The following is a 15,037-nucleotide window of genomic DNA, read 5'->3' on the forward strand; positions in this document are numbered from 1 at the left end:
GCGACGCTGTACGGCGCCTTGCCCGGCGAGGTGTCACGGGCGCCGATCCCGACGGCCGAGGCGATCAAGGACACGGCCGGGGAGCGGCTGCGGCGGTGGCGGCTTGTGCTGGGCGGGGACGCGGCGGACGGCACGGGGTGTGCGCTCGCGGGGCAGGACGCCGCGATGGATGGCGCGCTCAGTGCGCTGTACGGGGGAGGGAGCGAGGGTAAGAAGGGGCGGGACCGGGACCGTTCGGCGGGGCTCGGGGCGTCCGCGCCGTCCGTGGCGCGTTGGCTCGGGGACATCCGTACGTACTTCCCCTCGTCCGTCGTCCAGGTCATGCAACGCGACGCCATTGAACGCCTCGGCCTCTCCGCGCTGCTTCTGGAGCCCGAGATGCTGGAGGCCGTGGAGGCCGACGTGCACTTGGTGGGGACGCTTCTCTCCCTCAACAAGGCCATGCCGGAGACCACCAAGGAGACCGCGCGGGCCGTCGTACGCAAGGTGGTCGAGGACCTGGAGAAGCGGTTGGCCACGCGTACCCGGGCCACCCTCACCGGTGCGCTCGACCGAAGCGCCCGCGTCAGCAGGCCGCGTCACCACGACATCGACTGGAACCGCACGATCGCGGTGAACCTCAAGAACTACCTGCCGGAGTACAAGACGATCGTGCCGGAGCGGCTCGTCGGGTACGGGCGGGCGTCGCAGTCCGTGAAGAAGGAGGTCATCCTCTGCATCGACCAGTCGGGCTCGATGGCCGCGTCCGTCGTCTACGCCTCGGTGTTCGGTGCCGTGCTCGGGTCGATGCGGTCGCTCAACACGCGGCTCGTCGTCTTCGACACGAATGTCGTCGACCTCACCGATCAGCTCGACGATCCGGTGGACGTGCTGTTCGGCACGCAGTTGGGCGGCGGGACCGACATCAACCGGGCGCTCGCGTACTGCCAGTCGCAGATCACCCGGCCCGCCGACACGGTGGTCGTCCTGATCAGCGATCTCTACGAAGGGGGCATACGCAACGAGATGCTGAAGCGGGTCGCGGCGATGAAGGCGTCCGGGGTGCAGTTCGTGACGCTGCTCGCGCTCTCCGACGAGGGGACACCCGCGTACGACAGAGAGCACGCGGCAGCGCTGGCGGCGCTGGACGCTCCGGCCTTCGCGTGCACCCCGGATCTCTTCCCGGAGGTGATGGCGGCGGCGATCGAGAAGCGGCCCCTTCCCATACCGGACATGAATACGCATCAGTAACGGAGGACTTGCGCGAGGACGGGCGGTCCGTGCAGGATCGGCGGGCTTCACCTGCCCCAGAGGCCTGCCCCCACAGGCCGGCCCCCCCACAGGCCCGCCCCCCCCACAGGCCCGTCCCACTAGAGGAACTTCCTCGTCTTGACTCCCGTAGCAGTTGCTCTGCCTGATGCCGCTGTGCGCATGGTGCGCGCGGTGGCCGGGCGGCGTGCGCTGCAAGTGGTGGTGCTGCTCGCCGGGTTGCTCGCGCTGGGCTTCCTCTGCGGTGAGCGGGCGCAGGCGGCGGACGGGGTGCCGGCTCCGGAGCGTGTGAAGTCGGTGCGGGTGACGGAACCGGCACGGGCGACGGAACCGGTGCGTGAGCGGGTGGCCGGGCGGCATGTGGCTGATGCAGTCGGTGCCGTTGATGCAGCGGCTGATGGCGGTGCCGGTGGCGGTGCTGCCGAGCCCGTCGGGCGTGCCGGCCGTGACGTTGCGCGGCCAGTCGTCGATGAGGTCGGCGGAGTTCTCGGCGGTACGCCCTCGCGGGTGCTGCCCGAGGCGCCCGAGCGGCCCGCCTTCCCTGCCCTCCCCAGCCTCCCCGCCGTCCCCGCCGCCCCCGAGCTGCCGCAGCCCGCGCCCGCCACCGGCGGTGACGCGGACGCCGGTGACGACTCCGGCGCCGAGCCCCCGTCACCCCAGGGTGCTCACGCGGACCAGGCGCGGAAGGCGTCCGGGGCACGGGGCGAGTCCGCGTACGGCACTGGAATTGCGCAGCCCGGCTATGCGTACCCGACCGGTGGATCGGTGCCCGGCGGCGACTCGTGCGGTGGCGGCAGCTTGGACGAGGCCGATCGCTCCACTGGGCACGAGCCGTTCCCCGTACCCGGTGATCCTGGGCGGACGCTGGGCGGGCAGTCGGCCGGTGACGGTGGTTCCACGCGGCACGGTGATCCGTGTGCCGCCTCGCCGGGCAGCCGGGCGCCGGTGCGGCTTCTGCAGGGTGGCGGGGCCTCGCAGGTTCCCGCCACGATCCGCGACAGACACCGGGACATTCCCGAATTCCCTGGCTAGGGCAGCCCTTTCCCCGCGAAGACCTGCCGCGCGGGGGTGGCACAGGTCTGCCCGCCGACCGGACGTATCCGGGTCGGATTCACAGCCAGAGTTCGAAGGATCTGAAGCACGCATGAACAAGAACATCCGTCGTTCCATCGTCATAGCCGCCGGTGTCACGGGCGCGTGGGCCCTCGGTTCCGCCGTGGCCAGCGCGGACGAGCTGCCCCAGCACTCCGTCGCCCTGCCGGACCACGCGTCCGACGCGGTCGCGGACGTCACCGGCGACGTCGCCCACGTCCGGGGTGAGGCGAAGTCCACCGTGGCCGACACCGTGGCCGACACCAAGGCCGGCGCCAAGGCCGGCGCCAAGTCCACCGTGGCCGACGCGAAGTCCACCGTCACGGAAGCGAAGACCGCCGCCCCGGAGCCCGCCGCCCCGAAGGCCGACCTTCCCCACATCACCACCCCCGACGCCCACACCCCCGAAGACTCCGTCGACTACCTCTTCGGCCCCCTCTCCGCCTTCGCCCCGGACCTCGAGAGCGCCGCGACGACCGCCGCGACCACCGCCCCGGCGAACGCCACGACGAAGGCCGCCCCCATCGTCGACGAGACCGCCGCCTCCGTGCTGCCGCCCGTCGCCGCCACCGCCGTCGACGGTGTCGTGCCGGTCGCCGGGCAGGCCGTGCACGACGTCGCCTACCTGGGGCAGGGCGTCACGGGTGACGTCCAGCCGTTCGCCGGTGGCGTTGTCGGCGAGGTCCCGCCGTTCGCGCAGGGTGTCGTCGCCGACGACGTCCAGCCCTTCGCGGGCGGTGTCGTCGGCTCGGTCTCGCCCCTCGTGCAGACGGTCGCCGACCAGGTGCGGCCCGTCGTGCAGGGGGTCGGCGGCAGCGCGGACCAGCTTGCGTACGGGGTCACGGGCGACGTCCAGCCGTTCGCCGGTGGCGTCGGCGGCCAGGTCTCGCCGTTCGCGCAGGACCTGACCGGCACCGTCGCCCCCGACGCGCGGTCGCTCGCCCGGAACGCCGTCACCGGTGCCCAGGGCGTCGCCGACTCGGTGGCCCCGAGCTACCTGCCGACGTACGAGCAGGCGTACAACGCCACGCATCACGCCACGCACAACGCCACGCATCACGCCACCTACAACGCCACGCACCACGCCACGTACAACGGCTGACCACGTGCGTGTGACGCACGAGCGCCCCACACAGCCGTAACAGGCGCAAACAGGTGCAAACAGGCGGCCCCTGGAACCCCAGGGGCCGCTCACCTCTCCACCCGGGCCACCGTGAGGGCGCGATCTGTGACAGTCATCACCGCCCAAATGTGATCTGCGATTTAGGGACGCACGTCCCACGGCGATAACCTGCGAGACGGACATGCCGCGTACCGGACTCCGTCCTACGCCTCTCTTGTGACAGCGCAGTCACGTTGCCCTCCGCGGCACGCCCACGCAGACAGCTGACCACAAAGCAGCGAGATCGCAGCGAGATCACGGAAAAGGGACGGACGCGCGTGGACCTGTTCGAGTACCAGGCGAGGGACCTCTTCGCCAAGCACGGTGTACCGGTGCTGGCCGGTGAAGTCATCGACACGCCTGAGGCGGCGCGCGAGGCCACCGAGAAGCTGGGCGGCAAGTCGGTCGTCAAGGCACAGGTGAAGGTCGGTGGCCGCGGCAAGGCCGGCGGCGTGAAGCTGGCCGACACCCCGGACGAGGCCGTCGCTCGCGCGACGGACATCCTCGGGATGGACATCAAGGGCCACACGGTCCACAAGGTGATGATCGCCGAGCTGTCCCCGGAGATCGAGGCGGAGTACTACGTCTCGTACCTCCTCGACCGCACCAACCGCACCTTCCTCGCCATGGCGTCGGTGCAGGGCGGCATGGACATCGAGGAGGTCGCGGAGAAGACCCCCGAGGCCCTCGCGAAGGTCCCGGTCAACGCCGTCGAGGGCGTGAACATCGAGAAGGCCCGCGAGATCGTGGCCCAGGCGAAGTTCCCGGCCGAGGTGGCCGAGGGTGTCGCCGAGGCGATGGTGACCCTGTGGGACACCTTCGTCGCCGAGGACGCGCTCCTCGTCGAGGTCAACCCGCTGGTGAAGACCAAGGACGGCCGCATCCTGGCCCTCGACGGCAAGGTCTCGCTCGACGAGAACGCCGACTTCCGCCAGGCCGACCACGAGGCGCTCGAGGACAAGGCCGCAGCCAACCCGCTCGAGGCTGCCGCCAAGGCCAAGAACCTCAACTACGTGAAGCTGGACGGCGAGGTCGGCATCATCGGCAACGGCGCGGGTCTCGTCATGAGCACCCTCGACGTCGTCGCGTACGCCGGTGAGAACCACGGCAACGTGAAGCCGGCCAACTTCCTCGACATCGGCGGCGGCGCTTCGGCCGAGGTCATGGCGAACGGCCTGGAGATCATCCTGGGCGACCCGGACGTCAAGTCCGTCTTCGTCAACGTCTTCGGCGGCATCACCGCGTGCGACGAGGTCGCCAACGGCATCGTCCAGGCGCTCGAGCTGCTCAAGTCCAAGGGCGAGGAAGTCACCAAGCCGCTGGTCGTGCGCCTCGACGGCAACAACGCGGAGCTGGGTCGCAAGATCCTGAGCGACGCCAACCACCCGCTCGTACAGCGTGTGGACACCATGGACGGCGCGGCCGACAAGGCCGCCGAGCTCGCGGCCGCGAAGTAAGGACGAGGGACTAAACAGCCATGGCTATCTTCCTCAACAAGGACAGCAAGGTCATCGTCCAGGGCATGACCGGTGCCACGGGCATGAAGCACACCAAGCTCATGCTCGGTGACGGCACCAACATCGTCGGCGGCGTGAACCCCCGCAAGGCGGGCACGAAGGTCGACTTCGACGGCACCGAGGTACCGGTCTTCGGGTCGGTCAAGGAGGCCATGGAGGCCACGGGCGCCAACGTGTCCGTCCTCTTCGTGCCGCCGGCCTTCTCCAAGGCCGCCGTCGTCGAGGCGATCGACGCCGAGATCCCCCTCGCCGTCGTCATCACCGAGGGCATCGCCGTCCACGACTCCGCCGCCTTCTGGGCGTACGCGAAGTCGAAGGGCAACAAGACCCGCATCATCGGCCCGAACTGCCCCGGTCTCATCACCCCGGGCCAGTCGAACGCCGGCATCATCCCGGGCGACATCACGAAGCCGGGCCGCATCGGCCTGGTCTCGAAGTCCGGCACGCTGACGTACCAGATGATGTACGAGCTCCGTGACCTCGGCTTCTCCTCGGCCGTCGGCATCGGTGGCGACCCGGTCATCGGCACGACGCACATCGACGCCCTGGAGGCGTTCGAGGCCGACCCCGACACCGACCTGATCGTGATGATCGGTGAGATCGGCGGCGACGCCGAGGAGCGTGCGGCGGACTACATCAAGGCCAACGTGACGAAGCCGGTCGTCGGCTACGTCGCCGGCTTCACGGCGCCCGAGGGCAAGACCATGGGCCACGCCGGCGCCATCGTCTCCGGCTCCTCCGGCACCGCGCAGGCCAAGAAGGAAGCGCTTGAGGCTGCGGGCGTCAAGGTCGGCAAGACGCCGACCGAGACGGCGAAGCTTGCGCGGGCCATTCTCGCGGGCTGAGCAGTGTTCAAAGCGGGCCCGCACCTTCTGTGAGGTGCGGGCCCGCTTTTTGTTGTCCTGCGGGTGCGTCGTGGCTGATCGCGCGCACGCGGCGGAGCCGCATATGTCACAGCCCCGCGCCCCTTACGGGGCGCCCCCGAGAAGCCTCACCTCGCCTGCGGCGTCAGTCTCTCCGGGCCGCTTCTCAGGTCCTCGCGCAGCTTCCTGTGCAGGAGTTGGTCCGTGTACGTCAGAGGCCCCGGGCCCATCCGTGGCGGTACTCCGCTGATGGCCTTTCCCGGGGCCTGGGGCGGTTCGTAGCGCGTGGGGGCCGTTCTCAGGGTGAGGGCCGTCGCGCCGACGATCAGGGCGGTGAAGGCGATCGCCGTGCGGGTCCAGAAGCGGGCGCGGTGTTCGCTTCCGGTGCGGACCCGGCCCGCGTTCGGGGCACGCAGCTTCTCCGCGGCGCAGAGTTCGGCGAGGCGCCGGTGCAGGTCGTCGGGGGTCGCCGCCTGCTCGGGCAGGCGTTCGGCGACCGCCTCGCGCGCGTTCAGGAGACGGTTCGCCGTCGCGGGCGTGCTCGCCTCCGTCTCGGCGGCGGTCTCGGGAAGGTCGAGCCCGATGCCGTCGTAGAGCAGTAGGGTGCGGCGCTGCGCGGGCGGCAGACTCAGCAGTACGTCGAGAAAGGCGCGGTCGGCCGGTGCGGCGGGCGGGGCGTCGGACTGCCGGAGGGCGGGCCGGAGGCGGTGCCAGGGGGACATCGCGTACTCGTACGCCGCCGCGCGCACCCAGCCCGCCGGGTCACGGTCCACGGCGACTTCGGGCCAGCGCTGCCAGGCCAGCTGGAAGGCGCGCTCCACGGATTCCTGGGCGAGGATGCGGCGGCCGGTGAGCAGATAGGTCTGGCGTACGAGGCCGGGGGAGCAGGTGGCGCAGAGGGCGTCGAAGGCTTCGGCGGGGGTCGCTGCCGCGGGCCGCTCAAGCTCAAGCTCAGGCTTCGGATCCGCGGCCTCGGTGGTGGTCAAGGGCCGTGTGGGGAGGCCGTTCATCGCCGCGCCCACCGGGATGCGCGCGGGGGACTTGCGGCTCTTGGCGGTATCGGCGGTATCGGTGGCTTCGGCCGCCGGGGCCAGGTGCTTGGCCCAGCCGTTCCGTCGCCCGGGGCGGGTGTCCGCGACGGCCTGCTCGTTCGCCATCTCGGCCAGCAGCCTCGTGTAGATCTTGAGCCTGCGGCCACGGGGTGCTGTGCGGCCCGACTCCCAGGAGCGGACCGTCTCGCGCGTGACGCCGATCTTCGCGGCGAGTTCGGCCTGGCTCAGGGATTTCGCCTCGCGCAGGCGGCGGCGCGCCTTGGGCGGCGGCAACGAGGGGGGTCCTCCCTGCGCGTTCCGCGTCGAGCGCTTGGGGGCGGCAGGGCTCTGGGTCATGTGGGACTCTCCGCGCCGTGGGCCGTGGGCCATCGTGCGGCGGGCTGCCGGGCGCGGCTGATCCGCCGTACGAAAAAGTACATAAACATATATTGAGCGACACATCCGGTATTCGCCTGTTACAGGAAGAAAGCGCGTGTCGTTGGGAGCATGGCGCCGTGACTGGAACCACCTACCGCAGCTCTCCGTTGACGCCCCTCAAACCGCTGTTCGACAGGGCGCGGGACCGCTCACCCGGTCTTGCCGCATGCCTGTTCGGAGGGGCCGTCGCGGCCGGGCTCGGGCTCGGCTCGTGCGCCGTCCTGGTGATGGTCCTCTGGACCAGCTCGCCCTACCCGGACAGCGGGCCCGACGGGGCGCTTCATGTCGCGGCTTCGCTGTGGCTGATCGCTCACGGCACGGAGCTGATCAGGACGGACACGCTCTCCGGGGCGCCCGCGCCGGTCGGCGTCACCCCCCTTCTCCTGATGGTGCTGCCGGGCTGGCTTGTGCACCGAGCGGCACGGGACGCGGCGGACCCGGAGGAGCGGAGCGCGGCGGCGCGGACCGCGTGGTGCGGGGTGGCCGGCGGCTACCTGCTGGTCGGCGCCGCCGCGACGCTGTACGCCGCCGGGGGCGAGCTGCGGCCGTCCTGGCCGAGCGCGGCCCTGCACCTGCCGTTGCTCGTGGCGGTCGTGGCGGCGCTGGGGGTGTGGACGGCGCTCGGCCGGCCGCAGGGGCCGCTGCCGGGTGTGGTGCGGGGCGGCATTCGCGCGCTGCCGGGCGGCGTGCGTTCCTTCCTCGTACGCCCCTTCTTCGTACGACGGCACCTCCGCGCCGTCACGCGGGCGGGGGCGGCCGGGACAGTGGTGCTGGTCGGCGGCGGAGCGCTCCTCGTCGCGGTGTCCCTCGTGCTGCACGGAGGCTTGGCGAAGGCGTCGTTCGCGCAGCTCACGGACGTGTGGTCGGGCAGGTTCGCGGTGCTGCTGCTCGCCGTGGCCCTGGTGCCGAACGCGGCGGTGTGGGGCGCGGCGTACGGCCTCGGCCCCGGCTTCATGCTCGGCACGGGGACCCTGGCGTCGCCGCTCGGCATGGGTTCGGTGCCGCTGCTGCCGGCGTTCCCGCTGCTGGCGGCGGTGCCGGAGGAGGGGCCGGGGTCGCCGTGGACGTGGGCGTCGGGTGCGGTGCCGTTCGCGGCGGGGATCGCGGTGGCGTGGTTCACGGCGGCGGCGGCGGCGCCTGCCTCCGGAGAGCGGGACGAGGCGTGGTCACGGGGGCGGACGGCGCTGGTCGCGGGGTGGGCGGCGGTGCTGTGCGGGGCGGCGCTCGCGGGGCTCGCGGCGCTGGCGGGCGGGCCGATGGGCGTGGCAGGCCTGGCCGAATTCGGGCCGGTGTGGTGGCGGACGGGGGGCGCGGCGCTGGCGTGGACGGGAGTCATGGGGGTGCCGGGCGCGTTGGTGATGCGGGCATGGAGACTGCGCAGACGCCGGGACGCGTCGCGCTGGGCGTGGATCGGACTCCCGAGGATGCCCCGCGTGCACGTGCCTCGCCCCACCCTCTCCGGCGTGCGCCTGCCGAGCCCCACTCTCCGCCTACGCCTCCGCCGCCCGCAGACCCCGGAGCCGACTACCACCCCGGACCAGTACGAGCCGTACGACTTCCTGCCGCAGACCCCGGCTGAGGGTGCGTCGGACTGGGGAGGGTCGGACTGGCACGACGACGCGTCCCGAGAGGCCCGCTGGGCAGCGCTGAGGGAGGCGAACAGGGAGGAACCCCCTCCGGGTACCTGAGGGGGGTGGTTGCGCGTCGCGCGTCGGCCGAGCGGTGCGGTGCCCCCCTGTGCCGCCCTCACCAAGCCCGCCCACCGGATTGCCCCGCAGTTTCCGCACCTCTGGTGAAGCCGAACCCCCGCCCGGTCAGGATCAGTCGCGCTCGCCCAGCAGCGGGCGCAGTTCCTTCGGCAGGAGGTCGTTGCACTGTTGCTTCGACTGGCTTGTCAGGGCGTCGCTCACGCACGTGTAGTAGTCGCGGTACACCAGCTGTGCCGCGAACGTCGCCGCCACCATCGCCAGCGCGAGCGACGCCGTGACCAGGCCGCTCACCGCCGCCGTGGTCTGCGGCTTCGTGCTCGCGGGGTCGGCCGCGGGCTGCGGGGCCGGTGCCGTCGGGTCCGGCTGCTTCTGCTTCGCCCGCAGCGAGCTGATGCCCCAGTTCAGCGCGAGCGCGCCGAGGAGCAGCGCCACGTACCGCCAGCCGAAGAGCGCGAAGAAGAAGGCCCACATGCCCGAGAGCAGGGCGTAGCGCGCGCGGCGCTGGGCCGGGTCCGTCGGGTCCCAGCGCATGCCGGAACCGGAGCCAGGACCGGACCCGGAAGGCCCCTCCGTGCCAGGCCCCCCACCCTGCTGGCCGGGCCGCTCGCCGAAGCCGCCGCCCTGGGAGCGCCCCGGCTGCCGGTCGCTCCACTGGCTGCCCCAAGGGGAACGGCCCTGGTCGTCCGGGGAGTCGCCGCCCTTGCCCGGGCGGGGCCGCCACGGCTGGTCCGGCGTCCCTTCCGGCGGCGGCGCGAAGGGATTGTCGTCCTTGTCCCCGGAGCTGTCGGAGCTGTCGGAGCTGTCGGAGCCGCCGGAGCCCCCGGAGTCCTGGGAGTCCTGCGGCGGGGACGACGGGCGGCCGTCGCGCAGCAGCGTCGAGCCGCGCTCCCCTGCGTGCGTCAACCCGAACGCGAAGGACAGCGGGAGGCGAAGGCTACGGTCCGGCATCAGGTGTGCGTCTTCCCCTTGGTTGAGCAGGCTTGGCTGAGCGAGCTTCTGGACGTTGTGACGTCTTGGTGCAGGTCTTGGTGCAGACGCTACCTTCCGGCCGCGCCCCCGTCCCGTGAGGGGCCGCACCGTGTGCCGGTATCGTTGCTGACGGTCGGCCGCTTCGTAGAGTTCCCCGTATCGCGGGGTGCGAAGCCTTTGTACGACCCTACAAAGACGCACCTCCCGAGAAAGGGCCCCGCTGTGGCCAAGAGCCCTGTGGCCAAGCGCCTCGTCGTGCTGGTCTCCGGATCAGGCACGAATCTGCAGGCTCTGCTCGACAAGATCGCGACGGACGGGGCGGCGGGCTACGGCGCCGAGATCGTCGCGGTCGGCGCCGACCGCGACGGCATCGTCGGCCTGGAGCGCGCCGAGCGCGCCGGGATCCCCACCTTCGTCTGCCGGGTGAAGGACCACGCGACCCGCGACGAGTGGGACGCGGCTCTGGCCGAGGCGACCGCCTCGTACGAGCCGGACCTGGTCGTGTCGGCCGGGTTCATGAAGATCGTGGGGAAGGAATTCCTCGCACGGTTCGGCGGCCGGTTCGTCAATACGCACCCCGCCCTGCTGCCCGCTTTCCCGGGGGCCCACGGTGTGCGCGACGCGCTCGCGTACGGCGCGAAGGTCACGGGTTGCACCGTCCACTTCGTCGACGACGGCGTCGACACCGGCCCGATCATCGCCCAGGGCGTGGTCCCGGTCGGGGATGAGGACGACGAGAGCGCTCTGCACGAGCGCATCAAGGAAGTCGAGCGAAGGCTGCTCGTCGATGTCGTGGGGCGTCTGGCCCGTAACGGCTACCGCATTGAGGGACGAAAGGTATCTATCCCGTGACCGCCGAAGGTACGCAGGACGCGCAGGGCTCGCAGGACTCGCAGCGCCTCATCAAGCGCGCGCTCATCAGCGTCTATGACAAGACCGGACTCGAGGAGCTCGCGCGCGGTCTGCACGAGGCAGGCGTCGAGCTCGTCTCGACCGGTTCGACCGCGGCCAGGATCGCCGCCACCGGGGTGCCCGTCACCAAGGTCGAGGAGCTCACCGGCTTCCCCGAGTGCCTGGACGGCCGGGTCAAGACGCTGCACCCGCGCGTGCACGCCGGGATCCTCGCCGACCTGCGTCTCGCCGACCACCGGAACCAGCTCGCCGAGCTCGGCATCGAGCCGTTCCAGCTGGTCGTCGTGAACCTCTACCCCTTCAAGGCGACCGTCGCCTCGGGCGCGACGCCCGACGAGTGCGTCGAGCAGATCGACATCGGCGGCCCCTCGATGGTCCGCGCCGCCGCCAAGAACCACCCCTCGGTGTCGGTCATCACGAGCCCCGACCGGTACGCCGACGTGCTCGCCGCGGTCCGCGACGGCGGCTTCGACCTGACCGCACGCAAGCGCCTGGCCGCCGAAGCGTTCCGCCACACCGCCGAGTACGACCTCGCGGTCGCCTCGTGGTTCGCCGATGACTACGCGTCGGACGGCACGGACTTCCCCGAGTTCCTCGGCAGCGCGTACGCCCGCAAGAACGTCCTGCGCTACGGCGAGAACCCGCACCAGGGCGCCGCCCTCTACGTCGACGGCAATGGCGGCCTCGCGGAGGCCGAGCAGTTGCACGGCAAGGAGATGTCGTACAACAACTACACGGACACGGACGCCGCGCGCCGTGCCGCGTACGACCACGACGACCCCTGTGTCGCGATCATCAAGCACGCCAACCCGTGCGGCATCGCGATCGGCGCGAATGTCGCCGAGGCGCACCGCAAGGCGCACGCCTGTGACCCGCTCTCCGCGTTCGGCGGTGTGATCGCGGTCAACCGCCCGGTCTCCAAGGAGATGGCCGAGCAGGTCGCCGACATCTTCACCGAGGTCATCGTCGCGCCGGAGTACGAGGACGGCGCCCTCGAAGCCCTCACCAAGAAGAAGAACATCCGCGTCCTGCGCGCGCACACGGCCCCGTCCAACTCCGTTGAGGTCAAGCAGATCGACGGCGGCGCGCTCCTCCAGGTCACCGACCGCCTCCAGGCGGACGGCGACAACCCCGCCAACTGGACGCTCGCCACGGGCGACGCCCTGAACGCGGGCGAGTTGGCCGAGCTGGCCTTCGCGTGGAAGGCATCGCGCGCGGTGAAGTCCAACGCGATCCTGCTCGCCAAGGACGGCGCGTCGGTCGGCGTCGGCATGGGTCAGGTCAACCGCGTCGACTCCGCGAAGCTCGCCGTCGAGCGGGCGGGCGAGGAGCGCGCGCACGGTGCGTACGCCGCTTCGGACGCGTTCTTCCCGTTCCCCGACGGCCTGGAGATCCTGACCGCCGCGGGCGTCAAGGCCGTGGTGCAGCCGGGCGGTTCGGTCCGTGACGAGCTGGTCGTCGAGGCCGCGAAGAAGGCGGGCGTGACGATGTACTTCACGGGGACGCGGCACTTCTTCCACTGAGCGGGGCCGCGCTGAGAGCGACAGACCACGGGCCGTGTCCCTCCCTGAAGGGGGACACGGCCCGTGGCTGTAAAACGCGTGTGGTGCGCGGTGGTTGCTCGCCTCAGTAGCGGGGGCGGTTGAACCAGGCGGTGCCGGAGGGGGCGACCGGAGCCACCGTGATGATCACGGCGAAGACGACCCAGATCAGCGGGAAGATGATCGCGCTCGCGAAGCCCGTGTCCATGCCGACGAAGAGGTAGATCAGGCCGAGGATGCCGCCGAGCGCGCCGTACACCACCGTGGTGATCCGGACGCCCTGGGCGCCGCGGCTGAACTTCACGCCGAGCGTGATCGACAGCGCGGCGAGCGCCGCGGCGACGAGCGCGAAGACCACGAACAGGCCGGTGGCCGCGTCACCGAAGTCGCTCGAGCCCGTGAAGCCGAGGTCGTCGGCGCTGTCGGAGACGTCGTTGGCGACGGCGGCACCGTACAGGAACCCGATCGCGCCCAGTATCTGCGTCGCCGAGATCAGGAACAGGAAGACGCGGGCCGTCATCAAAAGGCCCGGCATCGACTGCGGCATCATGTTGCCCATGTTGCCGCCCGGGTAGCCGGGGTACGCCTGCTGCTGCGGGTAGCCGTAGGGCTGCTGCGGCGGAACGCCGGGCGGGCCCTGCTGGGGGTAGCCGTAACCGGGAGCGGCGGGGGGCTGCTGGGGCGGCTGCCCGTAAGGGTTGTTCGGGTCGCCGTAACTCATGGCGGTCTTCCTCCGTCGGGTAATGCGGGGACGACGCGGCACATCACGGAGGAAAGTTCTACAGATGCGGTCCGTCCCCCCGACACTGCCCGCGGCACTGTGCCGCTTATCGTTCTTTAGGCCAGGCTTATTTGTCCAGCCGCATTCCCTATGTGTTGTGCAAGTGCAACACGGCTGGTCAGGTCTCGGGACACAGCTGAGACACAGTCGGGCCCGGCGGGCCGCCCTGATTGGTACCGGGCGGGGCTCATCCGGGAAGATGGACTCATGACCGCCCAGATTCTCGATGGCAAGGCCACCGCAGCCGCGATCAAGTCCGAACTGACCGCCCGCGTGGCGGCCCTGAAGGAGAGGGGCTACGCGCCCGGCCTCGGGACTGTCCTGGTCGGTGACGACCCGGGCAGCCAGAAGTACGTCGCCGGAAAGCACCGCGACTGCGCGCAGGTGGGCATCGCCTCCATCCAGCGTGAGCTGCCCGCGACCGCGACGCAGGACGAGATCGAGGCCGTCGTCCGCGAGCTCAACGAAGATCCGGCCTGCACCGGCTACATCGTGCAGCTCCCGCTGCCCAAGGGCATCGACGAGAACCGCGTCCTGGAGCTGATGGACCCGGACAAGGACGCCGACGGCCTGCACCCGATGAACCTCGGCCGCCTCGTCCTGAACGAGCCTGCGCCGCTGCCCTGCACTCCCTACGGCATCATCACGCTGCTGCGCCAGTTCGGCGTGGAGATCAACGGCGCCGAGGTCGTGGTCGTCGGCCGCGGTGTGACGATCGGCCGCTCGATGCCGCTCCTGCTCACCCGCCGCTCGGAGAACGCCACGGTCACGCAGTGCCACACCGGCACGCGCGACCTGTCCTCGCACCTGAAGCAGGCCGACATCATCGTGGCCGCGGCGGGCGTCCCGCACCTGATCAAGCCCGAGGACGTGAAGCCGGGCGCCGCGATCCTGGACGTCGGCGTCTCGCGCGACGAGTCCGGCAAGATCGTCGGCGATGTGCACCCGGGCGTCCGCGAGGTCGCCGGGTGGATCTCGCCGAACCCCGGCGGCGTCGGCCCGATGACCCGTGCGCAGCTCCTCGTCAACGTCGTCGAGGCGGCCGAGCGCGCCGCGTCCGCCGCCGAGTCCGCAGCCGCGAGCTGAACCGGGAAGGGTGAGCCCATGAGCGCAGAACCCGACCACGGGGCATCGCCGGCCGAGGTCACGGAGGCGAAGGGCCACGTCAGCGCCCCCGGCCCCGACGGGCCGAAGAAGGCCACGCGGCGCTTCCCGCTGTTCACCCGTGACACCGCGCGCCCCGAGGGCGGCGGCCGGGCCGCGCCGGGCGACGCACCGGCGCCCGCCCGGCAGTGGCCGCTGCTCAGCGTGCTCTCGACCGTGGGGCTCGGGCTGCTGCTCACGGCCTTCGACGTGTTCCGCGTCGGCACGATACTGATCGGCCTCGCGCTGGTCGGCGGCGCCGTCATGCGGTGGGCGCTGCCGAGTGTCGGCATGCTGGCGGTGCGCTCGCGCTTCACGGACATGGTCACGTACGGGGTGCTCGGCGTCGCCATCGTGCTGCTCGCGCTGATGGCGCAGCCGGATCCGTTGCTGGAGATTCCGTTCCTGGGCGACACGTTGCACCGCACGATCACCACGTAGGACCGAGCGGCACGCACACGTGACGGTGGCCCGTCCTCTCTCCGGGGAGGACGGGCCACCGTCAGGCAGGGGTGGCCCGAACTCGACGCCACGGGCTACGCGTTGGTGGCCCTTGTCAACCTGAACACAGAAGACGGCGCCCGTCCTCTCCCCCGTGGGAGGACGAGCGCCGCCGGTCTGTGAGGGGCCG

Annotated in this window: 13 protein-coding genes; 10 read left to right on the top strand and 3 right to left on the bottom strand. The window is 71.3% G+C overall.

The features are described from left to right. The first annotated feature begins 45 nt into the window (after positions 1 to 45). The 5 genes from ACGFX9_RS20150 (at position 46) to sucD (ending at position 5,864) form a co-directional block, all read left to right on the top strand. Positions 46 to 1,230 carry a VWA domain-containing protein gene (locus ACGFX9_RS20150; RefSeq protein ID WP_393473983.1) on the top strand — a complete coding sequence of 395 codons (1,185 nt, stop codon included), beginning with the start codon at positions 46 to 48 and terminating at the stop codon, positions 1,228 to 1,230. A 138-nt stretch (positions 1,231 to 1,368) separates the two neighbouring features. Next, a complete protein-coding gene (locus ACGFX9_RS20155; RefSeq protein ID WP_393473335.1) occupies positions 1,369 to 2,280 on the top strand; it encodes a hypothetical protein in 912 nt (303 codons plus the stop codon). A gap of 112 nt (positions 2,281 to 2,392) precedes the next feature. Continuing rightward, positions 2,393 to 3,442 (top strand): hypothetical protein, encoded by a 1,050-nt coding sequence (locus ACGFX9_RS20160; protein WP_393473338.1) that lies wholly within the window; start codon positions 2,393 to 2,395, stop codon positions 3,440 to 3,442. Positions 3,443 to 3,780: 338 nt separating this feature from the next. After that, on the top strand, positions 3,781 to 4,959 hold the full coding sequence (gene sucC, locus ACGFX9_RS20165; protein ID WP_393473341.1) for an ADP-forming succinate--CoA ligase subunit beta: 1,179 nt from the start codon (positions 3,781 to 3,783) through the stop codon (positions 4,957 to 4,959). Between the two features lie 20 nt (positions 4,960 to 4,979). Beyond that, positions 4,980 to 5,864 (top strand): succinate--CoA ligase subunit alpha, encoded by an 885-nt coding sequence (gene sucD, locus ACGFX9_RS20170; protein ID WP_393473344.1) that lies wholly within the window; start codon positions 4,980 to 4,982, stop codon positions 5,862 to 5,864. A gap of 146 nt (positions 5,865 to 6,010) precedes the next feature. Here the strand turns inward: sucD and ACGFX9_RS20175 are convergent, their stop codons facing one another. Next, a complete protein-coding gene (locus ACGFX9_RS20175; RefSeq protein ID WP_393473347.1) occupies positions 6,011 to 7,270 on the bottom strand; it encodes a helix-turn-helix domain-containing protein in 1,260 nt (419 codons plus the stop codon). Positions 7,271 to 7,428: 158 nt separating this feature from the next. Here ACGFX9_RS20175 and ACGFX9_RS20180 point away from each other — a divergent pair, with 158 nt between their 5' ends. Beyond that, positions 7,429 to 9,039, top strand: coding sequence for a DUF6350 family protein (locus ACGFX9_RS20180; RefSeq protein WP_393473350.1), 1,611 nt, complete (start codon positions 7,429 to 7,431; stop codon positions 9,037 to 9,039). A 132-nt stretch (positions 9,040 to 9,171) separates the two neighbouring features. On the opposite strand, the gene ACGFX9_RS20185 is transcribed toward ACGFX9_RS20180, so the two are convergent. Beyond that, on the bottom strand, positions 9,172 to 10,008 hold the full coding sequence (locus ACGFX9_RS20185) for a hypothetical protein (RefSeq protein WP_393473353.1): 837 nt from the start codon (positions 10,006 to 10,008) through the stop codon (positions 9,172 to 9,174). 243 nt (positions 10,009 to 10,251) lie between these two features. On the opposite strand from ACGFX9_RS20185, the gene purN reads away from it, so the two are divergent. Both purN and purH read left to right on the top strand, forming a co-directional pair. Beyond that, positions 10,252 to 10,881, top strand: coding sequence for a phosphoribosylglycinamide formyltransferase (purN, locus tag ACGFX9_RS20190; RefSeq protein WP_393473355.1), 630 nt, complete (start codon positions 10,252 to 10,254; stop codon positions 10,879 to 10,881). Beyond that, positions 10,878 to 12,464, top strand: coding sequence for a bifunctional phosphoribosylaminoimidazolecarboxamide formyltransferase/IMP cyclohydrolase (gene purH / locus ACGFX9_RS20195; RefSeq protein WP_393473359.1), 1,587 nt, complete (start codon positions 10,878 to 10,880; stop codon positions 12,462 to 12,464). Before purN ends, purH begins: the two co-directional genes overlap by 4 nt. Positions 12,465 to 12,567: 103 nt before the next feature. On the opposite strand, the gene ACGFX9_RS20200 is transcribed toward purH, so the two are convergent. Then, positions 12,568 to 13,203, bottom strand: coding sequence for a hypothetical protein (locus ACGFX9_RS20200; protein WP_393473362.1), 636 nt, complete (start codon positions 13,201 to 13,203; stop codon positions 12,568 to 12,570). A gap of 267 nt (positions 13,204 to 13,470) precedes the next feature. Between ACGFX9_RS20200 and ACGFX9_RS20205 the strand changes: the two genes are divergently transcribed. Then, a complete protein-coding gene (locus ACGFX9_RS20205) occupies positions 13,471 to 14,349 on the top strand; it encodes a bifunctional methylenetetrahydrofolate dehydrogenase/methenyltetrahydrofolate cyclohydrolase (protein WP_393473364.1) in 879 nt (292 codons plus the stop codon). Between the two features lie 18 nt (positions 14,350 to 14,367). Beyond that, positions 14,368 to 14,847: a DUF3017 domain-containing protein gene (locus ACGFX9_RS20210; RefSeq protein ID WP_393473367.1), complete on the top strand. Its 480-nt coding sequence runs from the start codon at positions 14,368 to 14,370 to the stop codon at positions 14,845 to 14,847. Positions 14,848 to 15,037 lie beyond the last annotated feature (190 nt).

Source organism: Streptomyces sp. NPDC048436, assembly GCF_043200355.1.
GTDB lineage: Bacteria > Actinomycetota > Actinomycetes > Streptomycetales > Streptomycetaceae > Streptomyces.